Origin of the sequence: Larsenimonas rhizosphaerae, assembly GCF_026240105.1 — a bacterium.
In the GTDB taxonomy this organism is placed as follows: Bacteria; Pseudomonadota; Gammaproteobacteria; order Pseudomonadales; family Halomonadaceae; genus Larsenimonas; species Larsenimonas rhizosphaerae.
Genome location: NZ_JAPIVE010000004.1, coordinates 15353 through 30835, shown reverse-complemented (window position 1 = coordinate 30835; position 15483 = coordinate 15353). Strand labels below are relative to the sequence as shown.

The following is a 15483-nucleotide window of genomic DNA, read 5'->3' as shown; positions in this document are numbered from 1 at the left end:
TACCCTTCAATTCTCCTGTTCTGTGGAACCATTGATGAGCTCATCTTCTTCTCTGGCGTGTGGTCGCCACTGCCTTGATATGTCTTCGCCGGTCATCATGGGGGTGCTGAATGTCACGCCTGATTCCTTTTCAGATGGTGGAAGGTTCACGACGGTAGAGCGGGCATTGCGTCAGGCTGACGCCATGCTGGCCGAAGGTGCCGGTATTATCGACCTTGGTGGAGAGTCAACCCGTCCTGGTGCAGCGGTTGTCAGTACGCAGGAGGAGATGGACCGCGTTCTTCCCGTGGTAGAGCGGCTGGTAGCCGAGTTTGATTGCCTGGTGTCACTTGATACCAGTACGCCTGAAGTGATAGCGGAGGGCGCGGCCTGTGGCGCATCGTTGATCAATGATGTGCGATCGCTTTCTCGTCCGGGAGCACTTGAGGCCGCTGCTGCCACCGGATTGCCGGTGTGTCTGATGCACATGCGTGGCGAGCCTTCTACCATGCAACAGCATGTCGACTACGATGTGCCTATCGAAGAAGAGGTTGCCCGGTTTCTTGAAGGTCGCATTGCTACCTGTGAGCAGGCGGGTATTTCGCGGGAACGTATTATACTCGATCCCGGGTTTGGCTTTGCCAAGACGATTGAGCATAATCTTCGGCTGATGAATCGATTAGACTATCTGGCTGACTTTTCCCTGCCCTTGCTGGTTGGGGTTTCTCGCAAGAGCATGATTGGCAAGGCACTTGGGCGGGAAGTGACTGATCGGCTCCCCGGCGGGCTGGCTCTGGCCAGTATTGCCGTGATGAAGGGTGCCGGAATTATACGAACACATGACGTGGCTCCGACCGTTGACGCCGTCAATATGGCTCGGGCCGTGCTTAAGGAAGGCGCTTAATGGCTAGACAATATTTTGGAACCGATGGCATTCGCGGCACAGTTGGCGAATCACCGATTACAGCCGATTTCGTATTGAAGCTGGGGTGGGCCGCTGGACGGGTTTTTGCCAAGCAGGGACGTTCCAGAGTAATCATAGGCAAGGATACCCGGATTTCGGGATACATGTTCGAGTCTGCCCTTGAGGCTGGTTTTTCGGCGGCGGGAGTTGATGTGCTTCTGCTGGGGCCGATGCCTACGCCTGGTATCGCCTACCTGACGCGTACCTTCCATGCAGCCGCCGGCGTAGTTATCAGTGCGTCTCATAACCCTTTCCAGGACAACGGCATCAAGTTCTTCTCGAGCGAGGGAACCAAGCTGCCGGACGATGTTGAGAGCGAAATCGAGGCGGCGCTTGAATTACCGCTTGAAACGGTGGGGCCTGCTCAACTGGGCAAGGTAACTCGCGTCGGTGATGCGGCAGGTCGTTATATCGAATTCTGCAAATCAACTGTTCCTGGCCGGTTCGGTCTTCATGGCATGAGTATCGTAGTGGATTGCGCGCACGGCGCTACCTACCACATTGCTCCGAATGTCCTTCGTGAACTGGGTGCTGACGTTACGGTCATCGGTGCTTCTCCGGACGGCCTGAATATCAACAAGGATGTGGGTTCTACCCATCCTCGCGCCCTGCAGGCCAAGGTGCTTGAGACCGGGGCTGACCTGGGTGTCGCCTTCGATGGTGACGGTGATCGTCTTATCATGGTCGATAGTCGTGGTCAGGTCGTTGATGGGGACCAGCTGCTTTACATCATTGCGAAGGACCGTCTTGACCGCAAGGTGCTTAACGGCGGTGTTGTGGGTACATTGATGTCCAACTTCGGTCTGGCAGCTGCCTTCGAAAAGCTGGGTGTTCCGTTCGAGCGTGCGAAAGTAGGCGATCGCTATGTGCTGGAGCGCATGAGGGCCAACGACTGGCTACTGGGTGGTGAGTCTTCCGGCCATCTGATCTGCGGGCATGTACAAAGTACCGGTGATGGTGTGGTATCTGCGCTTCAGGTACTGGCTGTCATGCAGCAGCGTGGCAAGACGCTGGAGCAGCTGCTCTCGAACCTTGAAATGACACCTCAGGCTCTGGTCAATGTTCGCCTTGTACCGGGTGTGGACAAGGAGGTCTTGATGACCTCTGATGCAGTTACCAGTGCCGTGGCCGAAGTCGAGCACGAGCTTGGCGATGAAGGGCGAGTGCTGTTGCGACCCTCAGGAACCGAGCCATTGATTCGCGTCATGGTGGAAGGGCGCCCGCGTTTTGATGTGAACTCCATGGCGGAACGTATAGCCAGCGCACTGAAGGCAGCGCTGGAAGGCTAGGCTAACAAGTTGTATTCCTGAACTTGCTCTATTACCATCCACAACCACCTTCAAGGGGGTAGTCATGCGTATTCCGCTGATTGCGGGTAACTGGAAGATGAACGGGTCTCTGGCCTTGCTCGAGGACTTTGGCAACGCCTTTGCGCGTACGGAATCCTTATCGAAGGCAATCGAGATTGTCATCATTCCACCCTTCCCGTATCTGGCCAATGCAGATGAAGCCTTTGAAGGAACATTGGTCCAGATTGGTGCTCAGACACTTTACTCTGAAAACAGTGGTGCGTTCACGGGTGAAGTTTCCGCGAGCATGCTGAAGGAGTTTGGTGTGCATTTTGTTCTGGTCGGGCATTCCGAGCGGCGCACTCTCTTCAGTGAAGATGATGCGGCAGTGCTTGCACGTACAAGGCAGGCGCTCGAGGCCGGCATTACGCCCGTACTTTGCGTGGGTGAAACGCTCGAAGAGCGCGATGCCGGTCGTATCGATGACATCGTTCTGGGCCAGGTTGCTGCTGTGCTGGATGGATTGACCGAGGCCGAGCGTCAGAAGCTGGTTATTGCCTATGAGCCTGTATGGGCCATTGGCACCGGCCGAACGGCTACACCGGAACAGGCGCAGCAGGTGCACGCGGCCATCAGGGCGCGTCTTCGCACGTATTCAGAATCACTGGCCGATGACATGCGCCTCCTTTACGGAGGGAGCATGAAACCATCCAATGCAGACGAGCTTCTTGCTCAGCCTGATATTGATGGCGGCCTGATCGGGGGAGCTTCCCTGAAACCGGAAGACTTTATAGCCATTTGTCACGCTGCAGGTTGAACTAATGCAAGTTGCCATTTTGTTGGTACATGTACTGCTGGCCATCGCGCTTATTGCGCTGGTGTTGATTCAGCAGGGTAAGGGAGCAGAAGCGGGTGCCGCCTTTGGTGGGGGCGCCTCTCAGACTGTATTTGGTTCCCAGGGAAGCACCAGCTTCCTGGCGAAATTGACCGGCATACTGGCTGCCCTGTTTTTTGCGACTTCACTGGGATTGGCCTGGACGGTCAATCATGGTGAAGGGGGCGATGACGGTATTCCTGATGCCAATGTCATTGAGCAGCAGAAATCTGCCGTGCCTTCACTGGATGACGGTGCACCTGCATCTCAGGCCGGTGACGCCGCCGACGAATCGGGCGATAATGGCCTTGTTGCTCCTTCTGCCGGTGCCGATGAAAATCAATCCGGTGAACCCCTTGACGTTGAAGGGCAAAGTCAGGATAATGCTGCGCCAGCGTCGGAGAGTAATAGCGCAAGCGGAACGACGCAGTAAGGTAGTAACCGGGCAAGTATCGCCTGGCCCCCGTGCCGAAGTGGTGGAATTGGTAGACACGCTATCTTGAGGGGGTAGTGACCGTATGGTCGTGCGGGTTCAAGTCCCGCCTTCGGCACCATTTGAAAGCGACAGGGTGTTCAGGTTTGACCTGAAAGTCAAAAGCACCTATACTCGTCGCGTCCTGTTGCGGGGTGGAGCAGTCTGGTAGCTCGTCGGGCTCATAACCCGAAGGTCGTCGGTTCAAATCCGGCCCCCGCTACCACGCTTTAAAGCGTGGAAAGTTTTTTTTCGAAAGCCCCTTCCTGCGAAGGGGCTTTTTGTTAGCACCAGTGCCAATCGGCCACCTCGCTTTTTCGATCTCCTGGCCAGGTGCCTGAATGCAACTGCTGCTTAGGAGTACTATCGTTGGCGACTAAAGAATCCACGCTCAAGACGCTCATTGAACCGACCATTACCGCCATGGGGTTCGAGCTGTGGGGCATTGATTACCTGGCGCAGGGCCAGCATTCTCGTCTTGTTATCTATATAGATCATGCTGATGGCATAACCGTTGACCACTGTGCAGACGTCAGTCGCCAGATCAGCGCACTTCTCGATGTCGAAGATCCCATATCCGGCCAATATAATCTTGAAGTGTCTTCACCTGGCATGGATCGCCCCCTGTTCACGATCGAGCAGTTTGCTGCCTACGTCGGCCACACTGTTAATGTGCGTCTGACTGCTCCCTTTGAGGGGCGGCGCAAGTTCAAGGGCCTTCTGGCCGGCGTGGAGGGAGATGAAGTGCTCCTTCAGCTGGACGATGAAGAATACGGCTTTCCTGTAGAAACCATCGATCGGGCGCAGATAGTGCCCCGGTTCGATGACTAAGAACCGCTTTTCTGGCGAGGCAGACTTATGAGCAAAGAGATTTTGCTGGTCGTTGATGCGATCTCCAATGAAAAGGGAGTGTCCCGCAGCGTTATTTTTGAGGCTGTGGAAGCCGCATTGGCCAGTGCTACCCGTAAACGCTTCGAGGGTCAGGATGTGGACGTTCGTGTTCGCATCGATCGCCAGAGTGGAGATTATGACTCGTTCCGGCGCTGGACCGTGGTAGCAGATGAGGATTATGTCACTTCGGCCCGACAGATTCCCTGGTCAGCCGGCCAGGAGCGTGATGAGCCGCTGGACATGGATGAATATGTCGAGGAGCAGATCGAGTCTGTTGCCTTCGGTCGTATCGCTGCCCAGACGGCCAAGCAGGTCATCGTGCAGAAGGTGCGTGAAGCCGAGCGTGCAGAAATTGTACGTCAGTATGCCGAGCGTGATGGCGAGCTTGTCAGCGGCACTGTCAAGAAAACCACGCGGGATGGTCTTGTTATTGATCTTGGCGAGAATGCTGAAGCCTTCCTGCCGCGTAATGAGATGATTCCCGGTGAGCGCTATCGCATGAACGAGCGTGTTCGCTCGCTTCTGTGGCGCGTGGATGCCGAGGCACGTGGTGCGCAGCTTATTCTGTCGCGTACCCGCCCCGAATTCCTGACGGAACTGTTCAAGATCGAAGTGCCGGAAATTGCCGAACAATTGATCGAGATCAAGGGTGCAGCGCGTGACCCGGGCTCTCGTGCCAAGATTGCGGTCAAGACCAATGACCGCCGCATTGATCCGGTAGGCGCGTGCGTCGGCATGCGTGGCTCACGTGTGCAGGCCGTATCCAACGAGCTGCGCAACGAGCGTGTTGATATCGTTCTCTGGGATGACAATCCCGCGCAGCTCGTTATCAATGCCATGGCTCCTGCCGATGTGGCATCCATTATCGTTGATGAAGACAGCCATTCCATGGATGTTGCCGTCAGTGAAGACAATCTGGCGCAGGCCATCGGGCGCAGCGGTCAGAACGTCCGCCTGGCATCCGAACTTACCGGCTGGTCACTTAATGTGATGACCGAAGAGGATGCACAGGGCAAACGTGACCAGGAAGTCGACAGTTACGTTGAATATTTCATATCCCACCTCAATCTTGATGAGGATATGGCTCGAATTCTGGTCGATGAAGGGTTCACTTCACTTGAAGAAGTGGCCTATGTCCCACTCGAGGAAATGCTCGAGATCGAGGAGTTCGATCAGGAACTGGTAGAGGAACTGCGTGCTCGCGCCAAGGATGAATTGCTGAATCTGGCGATAGCCTCCGAAGAAGCACTGGATGGCGCCGAGCCGGCTGAAGACCTTCTGAACATGGAAGGCATGGAACGTCCGCTGGCGTATTTACTGGCCAGCAAGGGCATCGTCACGATGGAAGACTTGGCGGAGCAGGCCATTGATGATCTGAAGGACATCGAAGGCATTGACGAAGAGCGCGCAGCAGCACTGATCATGACGGCCCGCGCGCCCTGGTTCGCAGGTGAAGAGTAATCAGGACACGGGCTCAGGAGGGTCGCAATGGCGGAAACAACGGTTAAGGAATTTGCAGGCAAGGTAGGCCGTGAGGTCGATCGTCTGCTTGAACAGATGGGTGAAGCGGGGCTTCCCCATAAATCCGAGGGTGATGTGGTTTCTGAAGAAGACAAACAGAAGCTGCTTGACCATCTGACAAAAAACCACGGTGGCAGTCCGGGACGCGGCAAGAACCGCATCACGATGACGCGCAAGACCAAGAGCCGGATTCGTACTGGTGATGGCCGTGGTAACAAGACAATCGAAGTACAGGTTCGCAAGAAGCGTACTTACGTCAAACGCGAAGATGAGCAGCCGGAGGAAACTCCTGCTCAGGATGCACCGGCTGCAGCCTCCGCTCAGGCCGCGCCTGCTGCCCAGGTTGCCGCACCGGCTTCTGAAGCACCAGCAGCCGAGCAGGCCAAGCCTGTAACGGCGCCGGCTGACACCTCCGCACCAGTCGATGTGGAAGCAGCCCTGGCCTCGGGTGAAGAGGCTCCCGCGCCGACTGAAGGGGGTGCAGATGCACCGCCCAAGGAAGGTCGTGGTGACCGCCGCAAGCGTAACGATAATACGGCCCGCAAGACAGGCAGTCGTCGTGGTGGTCGTGACGATGAAGAAGATCGTGGCGACCGTCAGGAGCGCAAGCGTGGCGGTGGCAAGAAGGTCAAGCGTGCAGAGCGTCGTGGTGCCCGCCGTGGCGGTCGTGGTGACAATGCTCATGGCTTCCAGCGTCCGACTCAGTCAATTGTAAGGGAAGTTGCCATTCCCGAGTCCATCAGCGTGGCTGAACTGGCTGACAAGATGGCCATCAAGGCCAACGAAGTCATCAAGACCATGTTCACCATGGGTGCAGTGGTTACCATCAACCAGACCATCGATCAGGATACTGCTGCGATTGTTGTGGAAGAAATGGGCCATACGCCGAAACTGGTCAAGGAAGATGCGCTTGAAACGGAAATGATTCAGACCATTTCCTATGATGGCGACTCCGTGACCCGCGCACCGGTTGTAACGGTGATGGGGCACGTTGATCACGGCAAGACGTCACTGCTTGATTATATTCGTCGTGCCAAGGTTGCTACCGGTGAGGCTGGAGGCATCACTCAGCATATCGGCGCCTATCATGTCGAGCATGATTCCGGTGATATCACATTCCTTGATACTCCCGGACACGCGGCATTTACTGCCATGCGTGCACGTGGTGCCAAGGCGACGGACGTCGTTATCCTGGTTGTGGCCGCTGATGATGGTGTCATGCCGCAGACAGTAGAGGCGATTGAGCACGCCAAGGCAGCCGAAGTGCCTCTGGTCGTGGCAGTCAACAAGATTGACAAGCCCGGCGCTGATCCTGATCGCGTCAAGAATGAGCTGTCGCAGCGTGGTGTCATTTCAGAAGAGTGGGGCGGCGATACGCAGTTTGTCCATGTCTCTGCCAAGACAGGTGAAGGGATCGACTCGCTGCTGGAAGCCGTGCTGCTTGTCTCTGAAGTGCTCGAGCTCAATGCGGTGCCGAATGCACCTGCCAAGGGTGTCGTGGTCGAGTCTCGCCTTGACCGTGGCCGTGGTCCTGTAGCCACCGTGCTGGTACAAAACGGTACCCTGTCGAAGGGCGATATCGTGCTGGCCGGCCTTCATTACGGGCGTGTTCGTGCGCTGGTCAATGAGCTTGGCAAGCAGGTCGACAAGGTCGGTCCTTCCATGCCGGTAGAAATACTGGGTCTGGATGGTACGCCAGGTGCCGGTGATGAATTTCTCGTGGTTCCCGATGAGAAGAAAGCGCGTGAAGTCGCCAACTTCCGTCAGGGCAAATACCGCGATGTTCGTTTGGCACGCCAGCAGAAGGCCAAGCTTGAGAACATGTTCAGTCAGATGGGTCAGGACGAAGTGGCCAAGGTCAATATCGTTCTCAAGGCTGACGTACAGGGTTCACTTGAAGCCATTCGCAGTGCGCTCGAAGAGCTGTCAACCGATGAGGTCAAGGTCTCTGTTGTGTCCTCTGGTGTCGGTGGTATTACCGAGACCGATGCCAACCTGGCCGTTGCCAGTGATGCCATCGTTGTTGGCTTCAACGTCCGTGCCGATGCTGCAGCACGCGTCGTGGTCGAGCGTGATGGTCTGGACCTTCGCTACTACAGCGTCATTTATCAGTTGATCGATGAAGTCAAGCAGGCCATGAGCGGCATGCTGGCGCCGGAGTGGAAGGAAGAGATCGTGGGCATCGCAGAAGTACGTGATGTCTTCCGCGCACCGAAGATTGGCGCCGTGGCCGGTTGCATGGTGGTTGAAGGTAGCGTGTACCGTAACAAGCGCATCCGCGTTCTACGTGAAAACGTGGTTATCTACGAAGGCGAGCTCGAGTCCCTGCGCCGCTTCAAGGATGACGCAAGCGAAGTGCGTAACGGTATGGAGTGCGGCATTGGCGTCAAGAACTATAACGACGTTCAGGTCGGCGACAAGATCGAGGTCTTTGATCAAATCAAGGTCGAACGTACGCTGTAAGGCGCGGGAGTAACCGATGCGAGAGTTTAGTCGTACCGACCGGGTGGCCGAGCAGATTCAGCAGGAACTGGCTGTTCTTATCCAGCGCGAGGTGAAAGACCCTCGGCTGGGCATGGTGACGGTCAGTAATGCAAGTGTCAGCCGTGACATGGCGTATGCCGAAGTATATGTCACGGTGCTGGGGCAGGATGATCCTGTGGTCATTCGTGAGAACATGCAGATTCTTAAGCATGCTGCAGGCTTTCTTCGCTCTCAGCTGGCACGTCGCATGTCATTGCGCCATGTGCCCGAGCTTCGTTTCCATTACGATGAAAGCATCGCTCGGGGTCAGCAGCTTTCATCGCTGATCAACGAAGCAGTGGCTTCTGATCGTGATCGCCATCGTGATGACGATGATGTACAGGAAGAATCTCCGTAATGGCTCGGCGCCGAAAGGGCAAGCCGATTGACGGTGTCCTGTTGCTCGACAAGCCTTCCGGCATGAGTTCAAACCGCGCGCTGCAAAAGGCGCGTGGTTTGTTTGGGGCGCAGAAGGCGGGCCATACCGGAACGCTGGATCCGATGGCTACCGGGCTATTGCCTGTCCTGTTGGGTGAGGCGACCAAGTTTGCATCCTATTTGCTGGATGCAGACAAGCGCTATATTGCCTCCCTCAGGCTGGGGCAATGTACCGATACGGGTGATGCTGAAGGGCAGGTTATTCAGGAGCGGCCTGTTCCCCTGCTTGAGCCGGCCAGCATTGATGCCGCAGTAGCGCAATTCACCGGTGAAATCGAGCAGGTTCCACCGATGTTTTCAGCCCTGAAGTATCAGGGGCGGCCTCTTTATGAGCTTGCTCGTGAAGGGCGCGAGATCAAGCGTGCACCCCGCTCGGTTAGCGTTTATCATAGCAGGCCCTTTGATGCAGGACCGACCGGCTTTTCGCTGGATGTGACATGTAGCAAGGGTACCTATGTTCGCACGCTGGCCATGGATATCGGCGAAGTTCTCGGATGTGGTGCGCACCTGGATGCGCTTCGCAGACTTCGTACCGGACCGTTCGATGCCTCTGGCATGGTTACGTTGGAACATCTGGAAAACCTTGGTGACAGCGAGCGCATGGCCTGCCTGCTGCCGATGGACGTGCTGATAGAGCATCTCCCTCGAGTGATGCTTGATGCTGATCAGTCTGCTCGCTTTCAGCAGGGCCAGGGTGTCATGCTTCAAAACCGGACTTCGGTTGTCGATGATGACCCTGTTCGCGTGTATGATGAACATCGGCTGCTCGGGATTGCGCTGGTAGAACCCACGGGGCGTCTGGCACCCAAGCGGCTTGTAAACACGGCAGAAAGTACCTGAAGGTGCTCTGCGTGTACGGGGAGACTGCAAATATGCGTGGTCTCCAACATTTATGCAAAATGCATATTAGAGGAAGTAATCATGGCTCTTACAGCTGAACAGAAAGCTGAAATCGTCAAGGAATTCGGCGCGTCTGAAAATGACACCGGTTCTTCAGAAGTACAGGTAGCGCTGCTGACCGCCAACATTGCCGGTCTGCAGGGTCACTTCAAGGATCACAAGCAGGATCATCATTCCCGCCGTGGTCTGATTCGCATGGTCAACCAGCGCCGCAAGCTGCTTGATTATGTGAAAGGGAAGGACTTTGACCGCTATCAGCAGTTGATCCAGCGTTTGGGCCTGCGTCGTTAAGACGGTTCCGAAGCGCATGTTTCAGACAGGCAACCCCTTGGGGTTGCCTGTTTTTTTATGGACATGATCTTGTCCTGATCGCGCAACTTCACATGATGGCTACCTGTCTGAGGATATCAGTGACAGGTGCATCATTAGCTCTTAAGATGAACATGAGCATTCAAGTGAAAATAGACAACGCGATTTAAATCGACATCGAAGGAATTCATGGTGAATCCGGTAACTAAAAGTTTTCAATACGGCGATACAAAAGTCACCCTGGAAACAGGGCGTATTGCGCGTCAGGCCACTGGTAGTGTGGTCGTTACGGTAGGTGAAACGGTTGTACTGTGTACGGTCGTTGCCAAGAAGGAAGCCAAGCCGGGTCAGGGGTTTTTCCCACTGTCCGTACATTATCAGGAAAAAACCTATTCCGTTGGCAAGATCCCGGGTGGCTTCTTCAAGCGTGAAGGGCGTCCTACCGAAAAGGAGACACTGACATCGCGGTTGATCGATCGCCCGATCCGTCCGCTGTTTCCCAAGGGCTTTTTGAATGAAGTGCAGGTCGTATGTACGGTTCTGTCTGCCGAGAAGAACCGCGATCCTGATATTGCAGCGCTGATCGGCACCTCGGCCGCACTCAGCATTTCGGGTGCGCCGTTCAAGGGCCCCATCGGGGCGGCTCGTGTTGGTTTTACCGAAGAGAAAGGGTATTTCCTCAACCCCAGCAATGAAGACCTGGCATCATCTGATCTGGACATGGTTGTTGCAGGTACGCGTAATGCCGTGCTGATGGTGGAGTCCGAGGCGTCCGAGCTGAGCGAAGACCAGATGCTGGGTGGCGTTCTTTTCGCACACGAAGAGATGCAGACGGTTATCCAGGCCATCGACGAACTCGCCAGGGAAGCCGGCAAGCCTTCATGGGGCTGGGAGCCGGTCAAGGAAAATGATTCTCTCAAGGATGCGATCGAACTTGGGTTTGCCGATGGTATTGGCAAGGCCTATCGCATCACTGACAAGATGCAGCGTCAGGACGCGCTGTCTGATCTCAAGGCACGTGCACTTGAGCAACTCAGTGGTGAATCCGAGACCAGCTACAGCAGTGAAGATGTCAGCGGCGCCTTTGCCAAACTAGAGAAAAAACTGGTTCGTCGCCGGGTCATCGATGGCGAGCCGCGTATTGATGGGCGTGACAACAAGACGGTTCGTCCGCTGGATATCCAGGTTGGCCTTCTTCCGGGAACGCACGGTTCGGCAATCTTTACTCGTGGTGAAACCCAGGCCATCGTCACGACGACGCTCGGGACGACGCGTGATTCACAGCTGATCGAAGGATTGGCTGGTGAAATGCATGAGCGGTTCATGTTGCATTACAACTTCCCTCCCTACAGTGTGGGTGAAGCGGGCTTCATGGGATCACCCAAGCGTCGCGAAATCGGTCATGGCCGTCTGGCCAAGCGTGGTGTGGTATCCATGCTGCCGACCGCCGAAGACTTCCCTTATGCGATCCGTGTTGTATCCGAGATCACTGAGTCCAATGGTTCAAGCTCCATGGCATCCGTCTGTGGTTCTTCACTGGCTCTGATGGATGCTGGCGTTCCGCTCAAGGCACCGGTGGCTGGTATAGCAATGGGTCTGGTCAAGGATGATGATGGCAAGTTTGCCGTACTGACCGATATCCTGGGTGACGAAGATCATCTGGGTGACATGGACTTCAAGGTGGCAGGTTCAGCGAAGGGCGTGACCGCGCTGCAGATGGACATCAAGATTGAAGGCATCAATGAGGAGATCATGGAGATCGCTCTTGAGCAGGCTTTCAATGCCCGTCAGCATATTCTGGGCGAGATGAATAACGTCATCTCCCAGAGCCGAACTGAACTGTCCGATAACGCACCGGCCATGTCGACGATCAAGATTGATCCTGAAAAGATTCGTGATGTCATCGGCAAGGGTGGGGCGACCATTCGCCAGATCTGTGATCAGACAGGCGCTTCCATTGATATCGATGATGATGGCACCGTACGGATCTACGCGGACACCAAGGAAGGTATGAAAAAGGCGGTTGATTCAGTAACCGCAGTCACTGCCGAAGCAGAGATCAACAAGCTGTATCGCGGCAAGGTTGTTCGTATCGCTGACTTTGGTGCGTTCGTCAACTTCATGCCGGGCACGGATGGCCTTGTACATATCTCCCAGATCGTACAGGAGCGCGTCAACGATGTGCGTGACTTCCTGAACGAAGGGGATGAGGTTACCGTCAAGGTGCTTGATATCGATAACCGCGGACGTGTAAAACTGTCCATCAAGGAAGTAGAAGCAGAAGAAAAGGCTGCTTTTGAAGCGTCTCTCTAATTGCTTTTACTGTTAAAAAACCCCGCTTCGGCGGGGTTTTTCATGTCTGAAGCCATAGACAGGGTTAAAGTAGATCAACGCTCGATTGCCAGAGCGACCCCCTGCCCGCCACCGATGCATAGTGTTGCCAATCCCTTTTTGGCGTCGCGTTTCAGCATGGCGTGAAGCAATGTCACGAAAATGCGGCAGCCGGAAGCACCGATCGGATGGCCCAATGCAATTGCGCCACCATTAACGTTTACCTTTCCGGTATCCCATTCAAGTGCCCGATTTACGCTGATGGCTTGTGCGGCAAATGCTTCATTGGCCTCGATCAGATCAAGCTCGCCAATATTCCAGCCGGCCTTTTCAAGGCACTTTTGCGTCGCCGGGACTGGTCCAAAGCCCATGGTTGCAGGATCCACCCCTGAGTTGGCATAACCGGCAATGCGTGCCAGAGGCTCAAGGCCCAGCTCCCGAGCCTTGCTTTCAGAACACAGCATGACAGCCGCCGCGCCATCATTGAGTGCGGATGCGTTACCGGCCGTTACCGTGCCGTCCTTTTTAAAGGCAGGGCGCATGCCGGCCAGCTTTTCAAGGGTTACTGCTCTGGGGTTTTCATCGGTGTCAAAGACAAGCGGATCACCCTTGCGTTGAGGGATCTCGAACGGGACTATTTCATCCTTGAAAGCGCCACTGGCGATGGCCTCTTTGGCCTTCTCCTGCGATGCGAAGGCAAAGGCGTCCTGGTCTTCACGGCTGATGCCATATTTTTCGGCCAGATTTTCAGCGGTGATGCCCATGTGAATATCATTGAAGGCATCCCATAGACCGTCCTGAATCATGGTATCGATGGCGGACCAGTGTCCCATGCGCTGCCCGGTGCGCGAATGAGGAAGGATATGCGGAGAAAGGGACATGTTTTCCTGCCCCCCTGCAATCACAAGGTCAGCATCCCCGCAGCGGATGGCCTGTGTTGCCAGATGAAGTGCCTTGAGGCCCGATCCGCATACCTTGTTGATGGTCATGGCGGGTACGGAAACAGGCAGACCACCCTTGATGGCAGCCTGCCTGGCCGGGTTCTGGCCACAGCCGGCTGTAAGTACCTGCCCCATCAGAACTTCGCTGACTGCTTCGGGAGACACACCGGTATCCTGCAGTAACTGTTGAATGACTCGTGCACCCAGATCGACAGCGGATACGCCAGCCAACGACCCATTGAATGCGCCGACGGCGGTTCGTTTGGCGGCAACAATCACCACGTCTTGCATAGGAAGGCTCCTCACGGTAATGCGTCATGAAAGCCGGCGACTGCCGGCGCTTTTATGAGCATAGTTTGATTTTCCAATCAAACCACTTCGGAGGACGGAGAATCTCAGGACAGGGTAACGGCTGTATTATCCAGAAGTCGTGTCTGCCCCAGGTAGGCGGCAACCAGCAGTACGGCGTTGTGAGTTGAGTCGGTTACAGGTGTGAGTTTGATGGCCTCACGAAGTTCGAGGTAGTCTGGTCGGAATCCTCTGGTAACCAGCGCTTGCTGTCCCTGATCGATGGCCGTTGAGATGTCGCCCCCATTTTCCAGTGTTCTTTTGACATCACGTAGTACGGCGGCAAGGCCTGGAGCAACCTTCCTTTCATCTGCGGTCAGATACTGGTTGCGGGAGGACAACGCGAGTCCACTGGGTTCACGCACGATGGGGACTCCAACAATCGTGACTGGCATATGAAGGTCCATGACCATTTTTCGAATGACGGCCAGTTGTTGGTAATCCTTTTCACCGAAGCAGGCAATATCCGGTTGTACGATATGAAGCAGCAGGCTGACCACGGTGGATACGCCGTCAAAGTGGCCGGGACGTCTCGCGCCGCAAAGGCCCTCCGAAACCGCCGGAACATGAACGTGGCTCAAATGCTCTGTTCCATGGGGATACATGGTGGCAGGCGTGGGCGCAAATACCACATCACAACCGGCACTCATCAGTTTCAGGCAGTCTTCTTCAAGGGTTCGTGGATAGCGATCGAAATCTTCGCCCGGACCAAACTGTGTCGGATTGACAAAGATGGAAGCAACCACTAGGTCTGCTTCTGCACGTGCTGCGGCTATCAGGGTCAGATGGCCTTCATGCAGATTACCCATGGTCGGTACCAGGGCAATTCGTTGACCCTGGCGTCGTGCATGTTGAAGCGTTTCACGCAGGCTGGCGATGTCATTGAATTGTTGCATTAGAAACAATGCTCCTCGGCGGGAAATCGACGCTCGGTGACGGCAAGATGATAGGCTTCGAATGCTTCCTGAATGGATGATGCCTCGGTCATGAAGTTCTTGACGAAACGTGGCATGCGGCCGGTAGTGGCGCCCAGCATATCGTGCATGACCAGTATCTGCCCATCGACGTCCGGGCCGGCACCGATGCCGATAACCGGTACGTTGACTTCCTCGCGTAGCGCCAGTGCCACCTGGCGAGGCACGCACTCCAGCAAAATGACGGCTGCTCCGGCCGATACCAGGTGTCTGGCATCGCTGATCATTCGGTGGGCTGCTTCATCACTGCGTCCCTGAACCCTGTAACCGCCAAAGGCATTGACGCTTTGCGGCGTCAGGCCCATATGGGCGCAAACAGGTATGCCTCGTTGTGTCAGGGCCTGAATTCCGTCGGCGAGCCAGCCTTCTCCTTCTACCTTGACCATATGTGCCCCTGCCTGCATCAGTTGTGCACTGTGGTGCAGCAAATCCTCGGTAGTAGCGTGTGCCATGAAGGGGATATCTGCCATGACAAGGCTCGTCGTATTGGCGCGGGCCACGCAGCGAGTATGATAAATCATGTCCTGCATGGTGACTGGAACCGTGCTGTCATGCCCCTGAAGCACCATGCCGAGGGAGTCGCCGATTAACAGGACATGAATGCCGGCCTGGCTCGCGAGTGTTGCCAGAGTGGCATCGTAAGCGGTCAGGCAACTGAAGATGCTGCCTTCCTGTCGATGTTTCTGCAGGGTAGACAAGGTCACGTTCTTCATGAGATCTCTCGATATG

At 55.5% G+C, this 15483-nt stretch carries 14 protein-coding genes and 2 tRNA genes; 13 read left to right on the top strand and 3 right to left on the bottom strand.

Annotation, left to right across the window (positions count from 1 at the left end; translation table 11 throughout):
- The first annotated feature begins 34 nt into the window (after positions 1-34).
- The 13 genes from folP to pnp all read left to right on the top strand — a co-directional run bounded on the left by folP (position 35) and on the right by pnp (position 12473).
- A complete protein-coding gene (folP, locus tag OQ287_RS12740; protein ID WP_265896687.1) occupies positions 35-883 on the top strand; it encodes a dihydropteroate synthase in 849 nt (282 codons plus the stop codon).
- Positions 883-2232: a phosphoglucosamine mutase gene (gene glmM, locus OQ287_RS12735; RefSeq protein WP_250938703.1), complete on the top strand. Its 1350-nt coding sequence runs from the start codon at positions 883-885 to the stop codon at positions 2230-2232. Before folP ends, glmM begins: the two co-directional genes overlap by 1 nt.
- A 64-nt stretch (positions 2233-2296) precedes the next feature.
- Positions 2297-3049, top strand: a complete 753-nt coding sequence (tpiA, locus tag OQ287_RS12730; RefSeq protein WP_250938704.1) for a triose-phosphate isomerase — start codon at positions 2297-2299, stop codon at positions 3047-3049.
- A gap of 4 nt (positions 3050-3053) precedes the next feature.
- On the top strand, positions 3054-3539 hold the full coding sequence (secG, locus tag OQ287_RS12725) for a preprotein translocase subunit SecG (protein ID WP_250938705.1): 486 nt from the start codon (positions 3054-3056) through the stop codon (positions 3537-3539).
- A 34-nt stretch (positions 3540-3573) separates the two neighbouring features.
- Positions 3574-3660 (top strand) — tRNA-Leu (locus tag OQ287_RS12720).
- A 67-nt stretch (positions 3661-3727) separates the two neighbouring features.
- A tRNA-Met gene (locus OQ287_RS12715) sits at positions 3728-3804 on the top strand.
- A gap of 143 nt (positions 3805-3947) precedes the next feature.
- Complete coding sequence (gene rimP / locus OQ287_RS12710) at positions 3948-4409, top strand: ribosome maturation factor RimP (RefSeq protein WP_250938707.1); 462 nt, start codon at positions 3948-3950, stop codon at positions 4407-4409.
- 27 nt (positions 4410-4436) lie between these two features.
- A complete protein-coding gene (gene nusA / locus OQ287_RS12705; RefSeq protein ID WP_250938709.1) occupies positions 4437-5930 on the top strand; it encodes a transcription termination factor NusA in 1494 nt (497 codons plus the stop codon).
- 27 nt (positions 5931-5957) lie between these two features.
- Positions 5958-8453: a translation initiation factor IF-2 gene (gene infB / locus OQ287_RS12700; RefSeq protein WP_250938711.1), complete on the top strand. Its 2496-nt coding sequence runs from the start codon at positions 5958-5960 to the stop codon at positions 8451-8453.
- 16 nt (positions 8454-8469) lie between these two features.
- On the top strand, positions 8470-8871 hold the full coding sequence (rbfA, locus tag OQ287_RS12695; RefSeq protein ID WP_250938713.1) for a 30S ribosome-binding factor RbfA: 402 nt from the start codon (positions 8470-8472) through the stop codon (positions 8869-8871).
- Positions 8871-9791 (top strand): tRNA pseudouridine(55) synthase TruB, encoded by a 921-nt coding sequence (truB, locus tag OQ287_RS12690; protein WP_265896686.1) that lies wholly within the window; start codon positions 8871-8873, stop codon positions 9789-9791. Before rbfA ends, truB begins: the two co-directional genes overlap by 1 nt.
- 81 nt (positions 9792-9872) lie before the next feature.
- Positions 9873-10142 (top strand): 30S ribosomal protein S15, encoded by a 270-nt coding sequence (gene rpsO, locus OQ287_RS12685; RefSeq protein ID WP_250938717.1) that lies wholly within the window; start codon positions 9873-9875, stop codon positions 10140-10142.
- A gap of 210 nt (positions 10143-10352) precedes the next feature.
- Positions 10353-12473 carry a polyribonucleotide nucleotidyltransferase gene (gene pnp / locus OQ287_RS12680; protein WP_265896900.1) on the top strand — a complete coding sequence of 707 codons (2121 nt, stop codon included), beginning with the start codon at positions 10353-10355 and terminating at the stop codon, positions 12471-12473.
- Between the two features lie 74 nt (positions 12474-12547).
- Here pnp and OQ287_RS12675 read toward each other — a convergent pair whose 3' ends face one another.
- The 3 genes from OQ287_RS12675 to panB form a co-directional block, all read right to left on the bottom strand.
- Positions 12548-13723, bottom strand: a complete 1176-nt coding sequence (locus OQ287_RS12675) for an acetyl-CoA C-acetyltransferase (protein ID WP_265896685.1) — start codon at positions 13721-13723, stop codon at positions 12548-12550.
- Positions 13724-13827: 104 nt separating this feature from the next.
- Positions 13828-14676, bottom strand: coding sequence for a pantoate--beta-alanine ligase (gene panC, locus OQ287_RS12670; protein ID WP_265896684.1), 849 nt, complete (start codon positions 14674-14676; stop codon positions 13828-13830).
- Entirely contained in the window at positions 14676-15467 is a 792-nt protein-coding gene (panB, locus tag OQ287_RS12665; protein ID WP_250938724.1) for a 3-methyl-2-oxobutanoate hydroxymethyltransferase, read from the bottom strand. Before panB ends, panC begins: the two co-directional genes overlap by 1 nt.
- Between the last annotated feature and the right edge of the window lie 16 nt (positions 15468-15483).

What these genes read in the sequence shown, in the direction of transcription:
- OQ287_RS12675 (WP_265896685.1), bottom strand. Translation starts at nt 13,723, where the DNA reads ATGCAAGACGTGGTGATTGTTGCCGCCAAACGAACCGCCGTCGGCGCA.
- rbfA (WP_250938713.1), top strand. Translation starts at nt 8,470, where the DNA reads ATGCGAGAGTTTAGTCGTACCGACCGGGTGGCCGAGCAGATTCAGCAG.
- infB (WP_250938711.1), top strand. Translation starts at nt 5,958, where the DNA reads ATGGCGGAAACAACGGTTAAGGAATTTGCAGGCAAGGTAGGCCGTGAG.
- rpsO (WP_250938717.1), top strand. Translation starts at nt 9,873, where the DNA reads ATGGCTCTTACAGCTGAACAGAAAGCTGAAATCGTCAAGGAATTCGGC.
- folP (WP_265896687.1), top strand. Translation starts at nt 35, where the DNA reads ATGAGCTCATCTTCTTCTCTGGCGTGTGGTCGCCACTGCCTTGATATG.
- panB (WP_250938724.1), bottom strand. Translation starts at nt 15,467, where the DNA reads ATGAAGAACGTGACCTTGTCTACCCTGCAGAAACATCGACAGGAAGGC.
- nusA (WP_250938709.1), top strand. Translation starts at nt 4,437, where the DNA reads ATGAGCAAAGAGATTTTGCTGGTCGTTGATGCGATCTCCAATGAAAAG.
- panC (WP_265896684.1), bottom strand. Translation starts at nt 14,676, where the DNA reads ATGCAACAATTCAATGACATCGCCAGCCTGCGTGAAACGCTTCAACAT.
- truB (WP_265896686.1), top strand. Translation starts at nt 8,871, where the DNA reads ATGGCTCGGCGCCGAAAGGGCAAGCCGATTGACGGTGTCCTGTTGCTC.
- tpiA (WP_250938704.1), top strand. Translation starts at nt 2,297, where the DNA reads ATGCGTATTCCGCTGATTGCGGGTAACTGGAAGATGAACGGGTCTCTG.
- glmM (WP_250938703.1), top strand. Translation starts at nt 883, where the DNA reads ATGGCTAGACAATATTTTGGAACCGATGGCATTCGCGGCACAGTTGGC.
- secG (WP_250938705.1), top strand. Translation starts at nt 3,054, where the DNA reads ATGCAAGTTGCCATTTTGTTGGTACATGTACTGCTGGCCATCGCGCTT.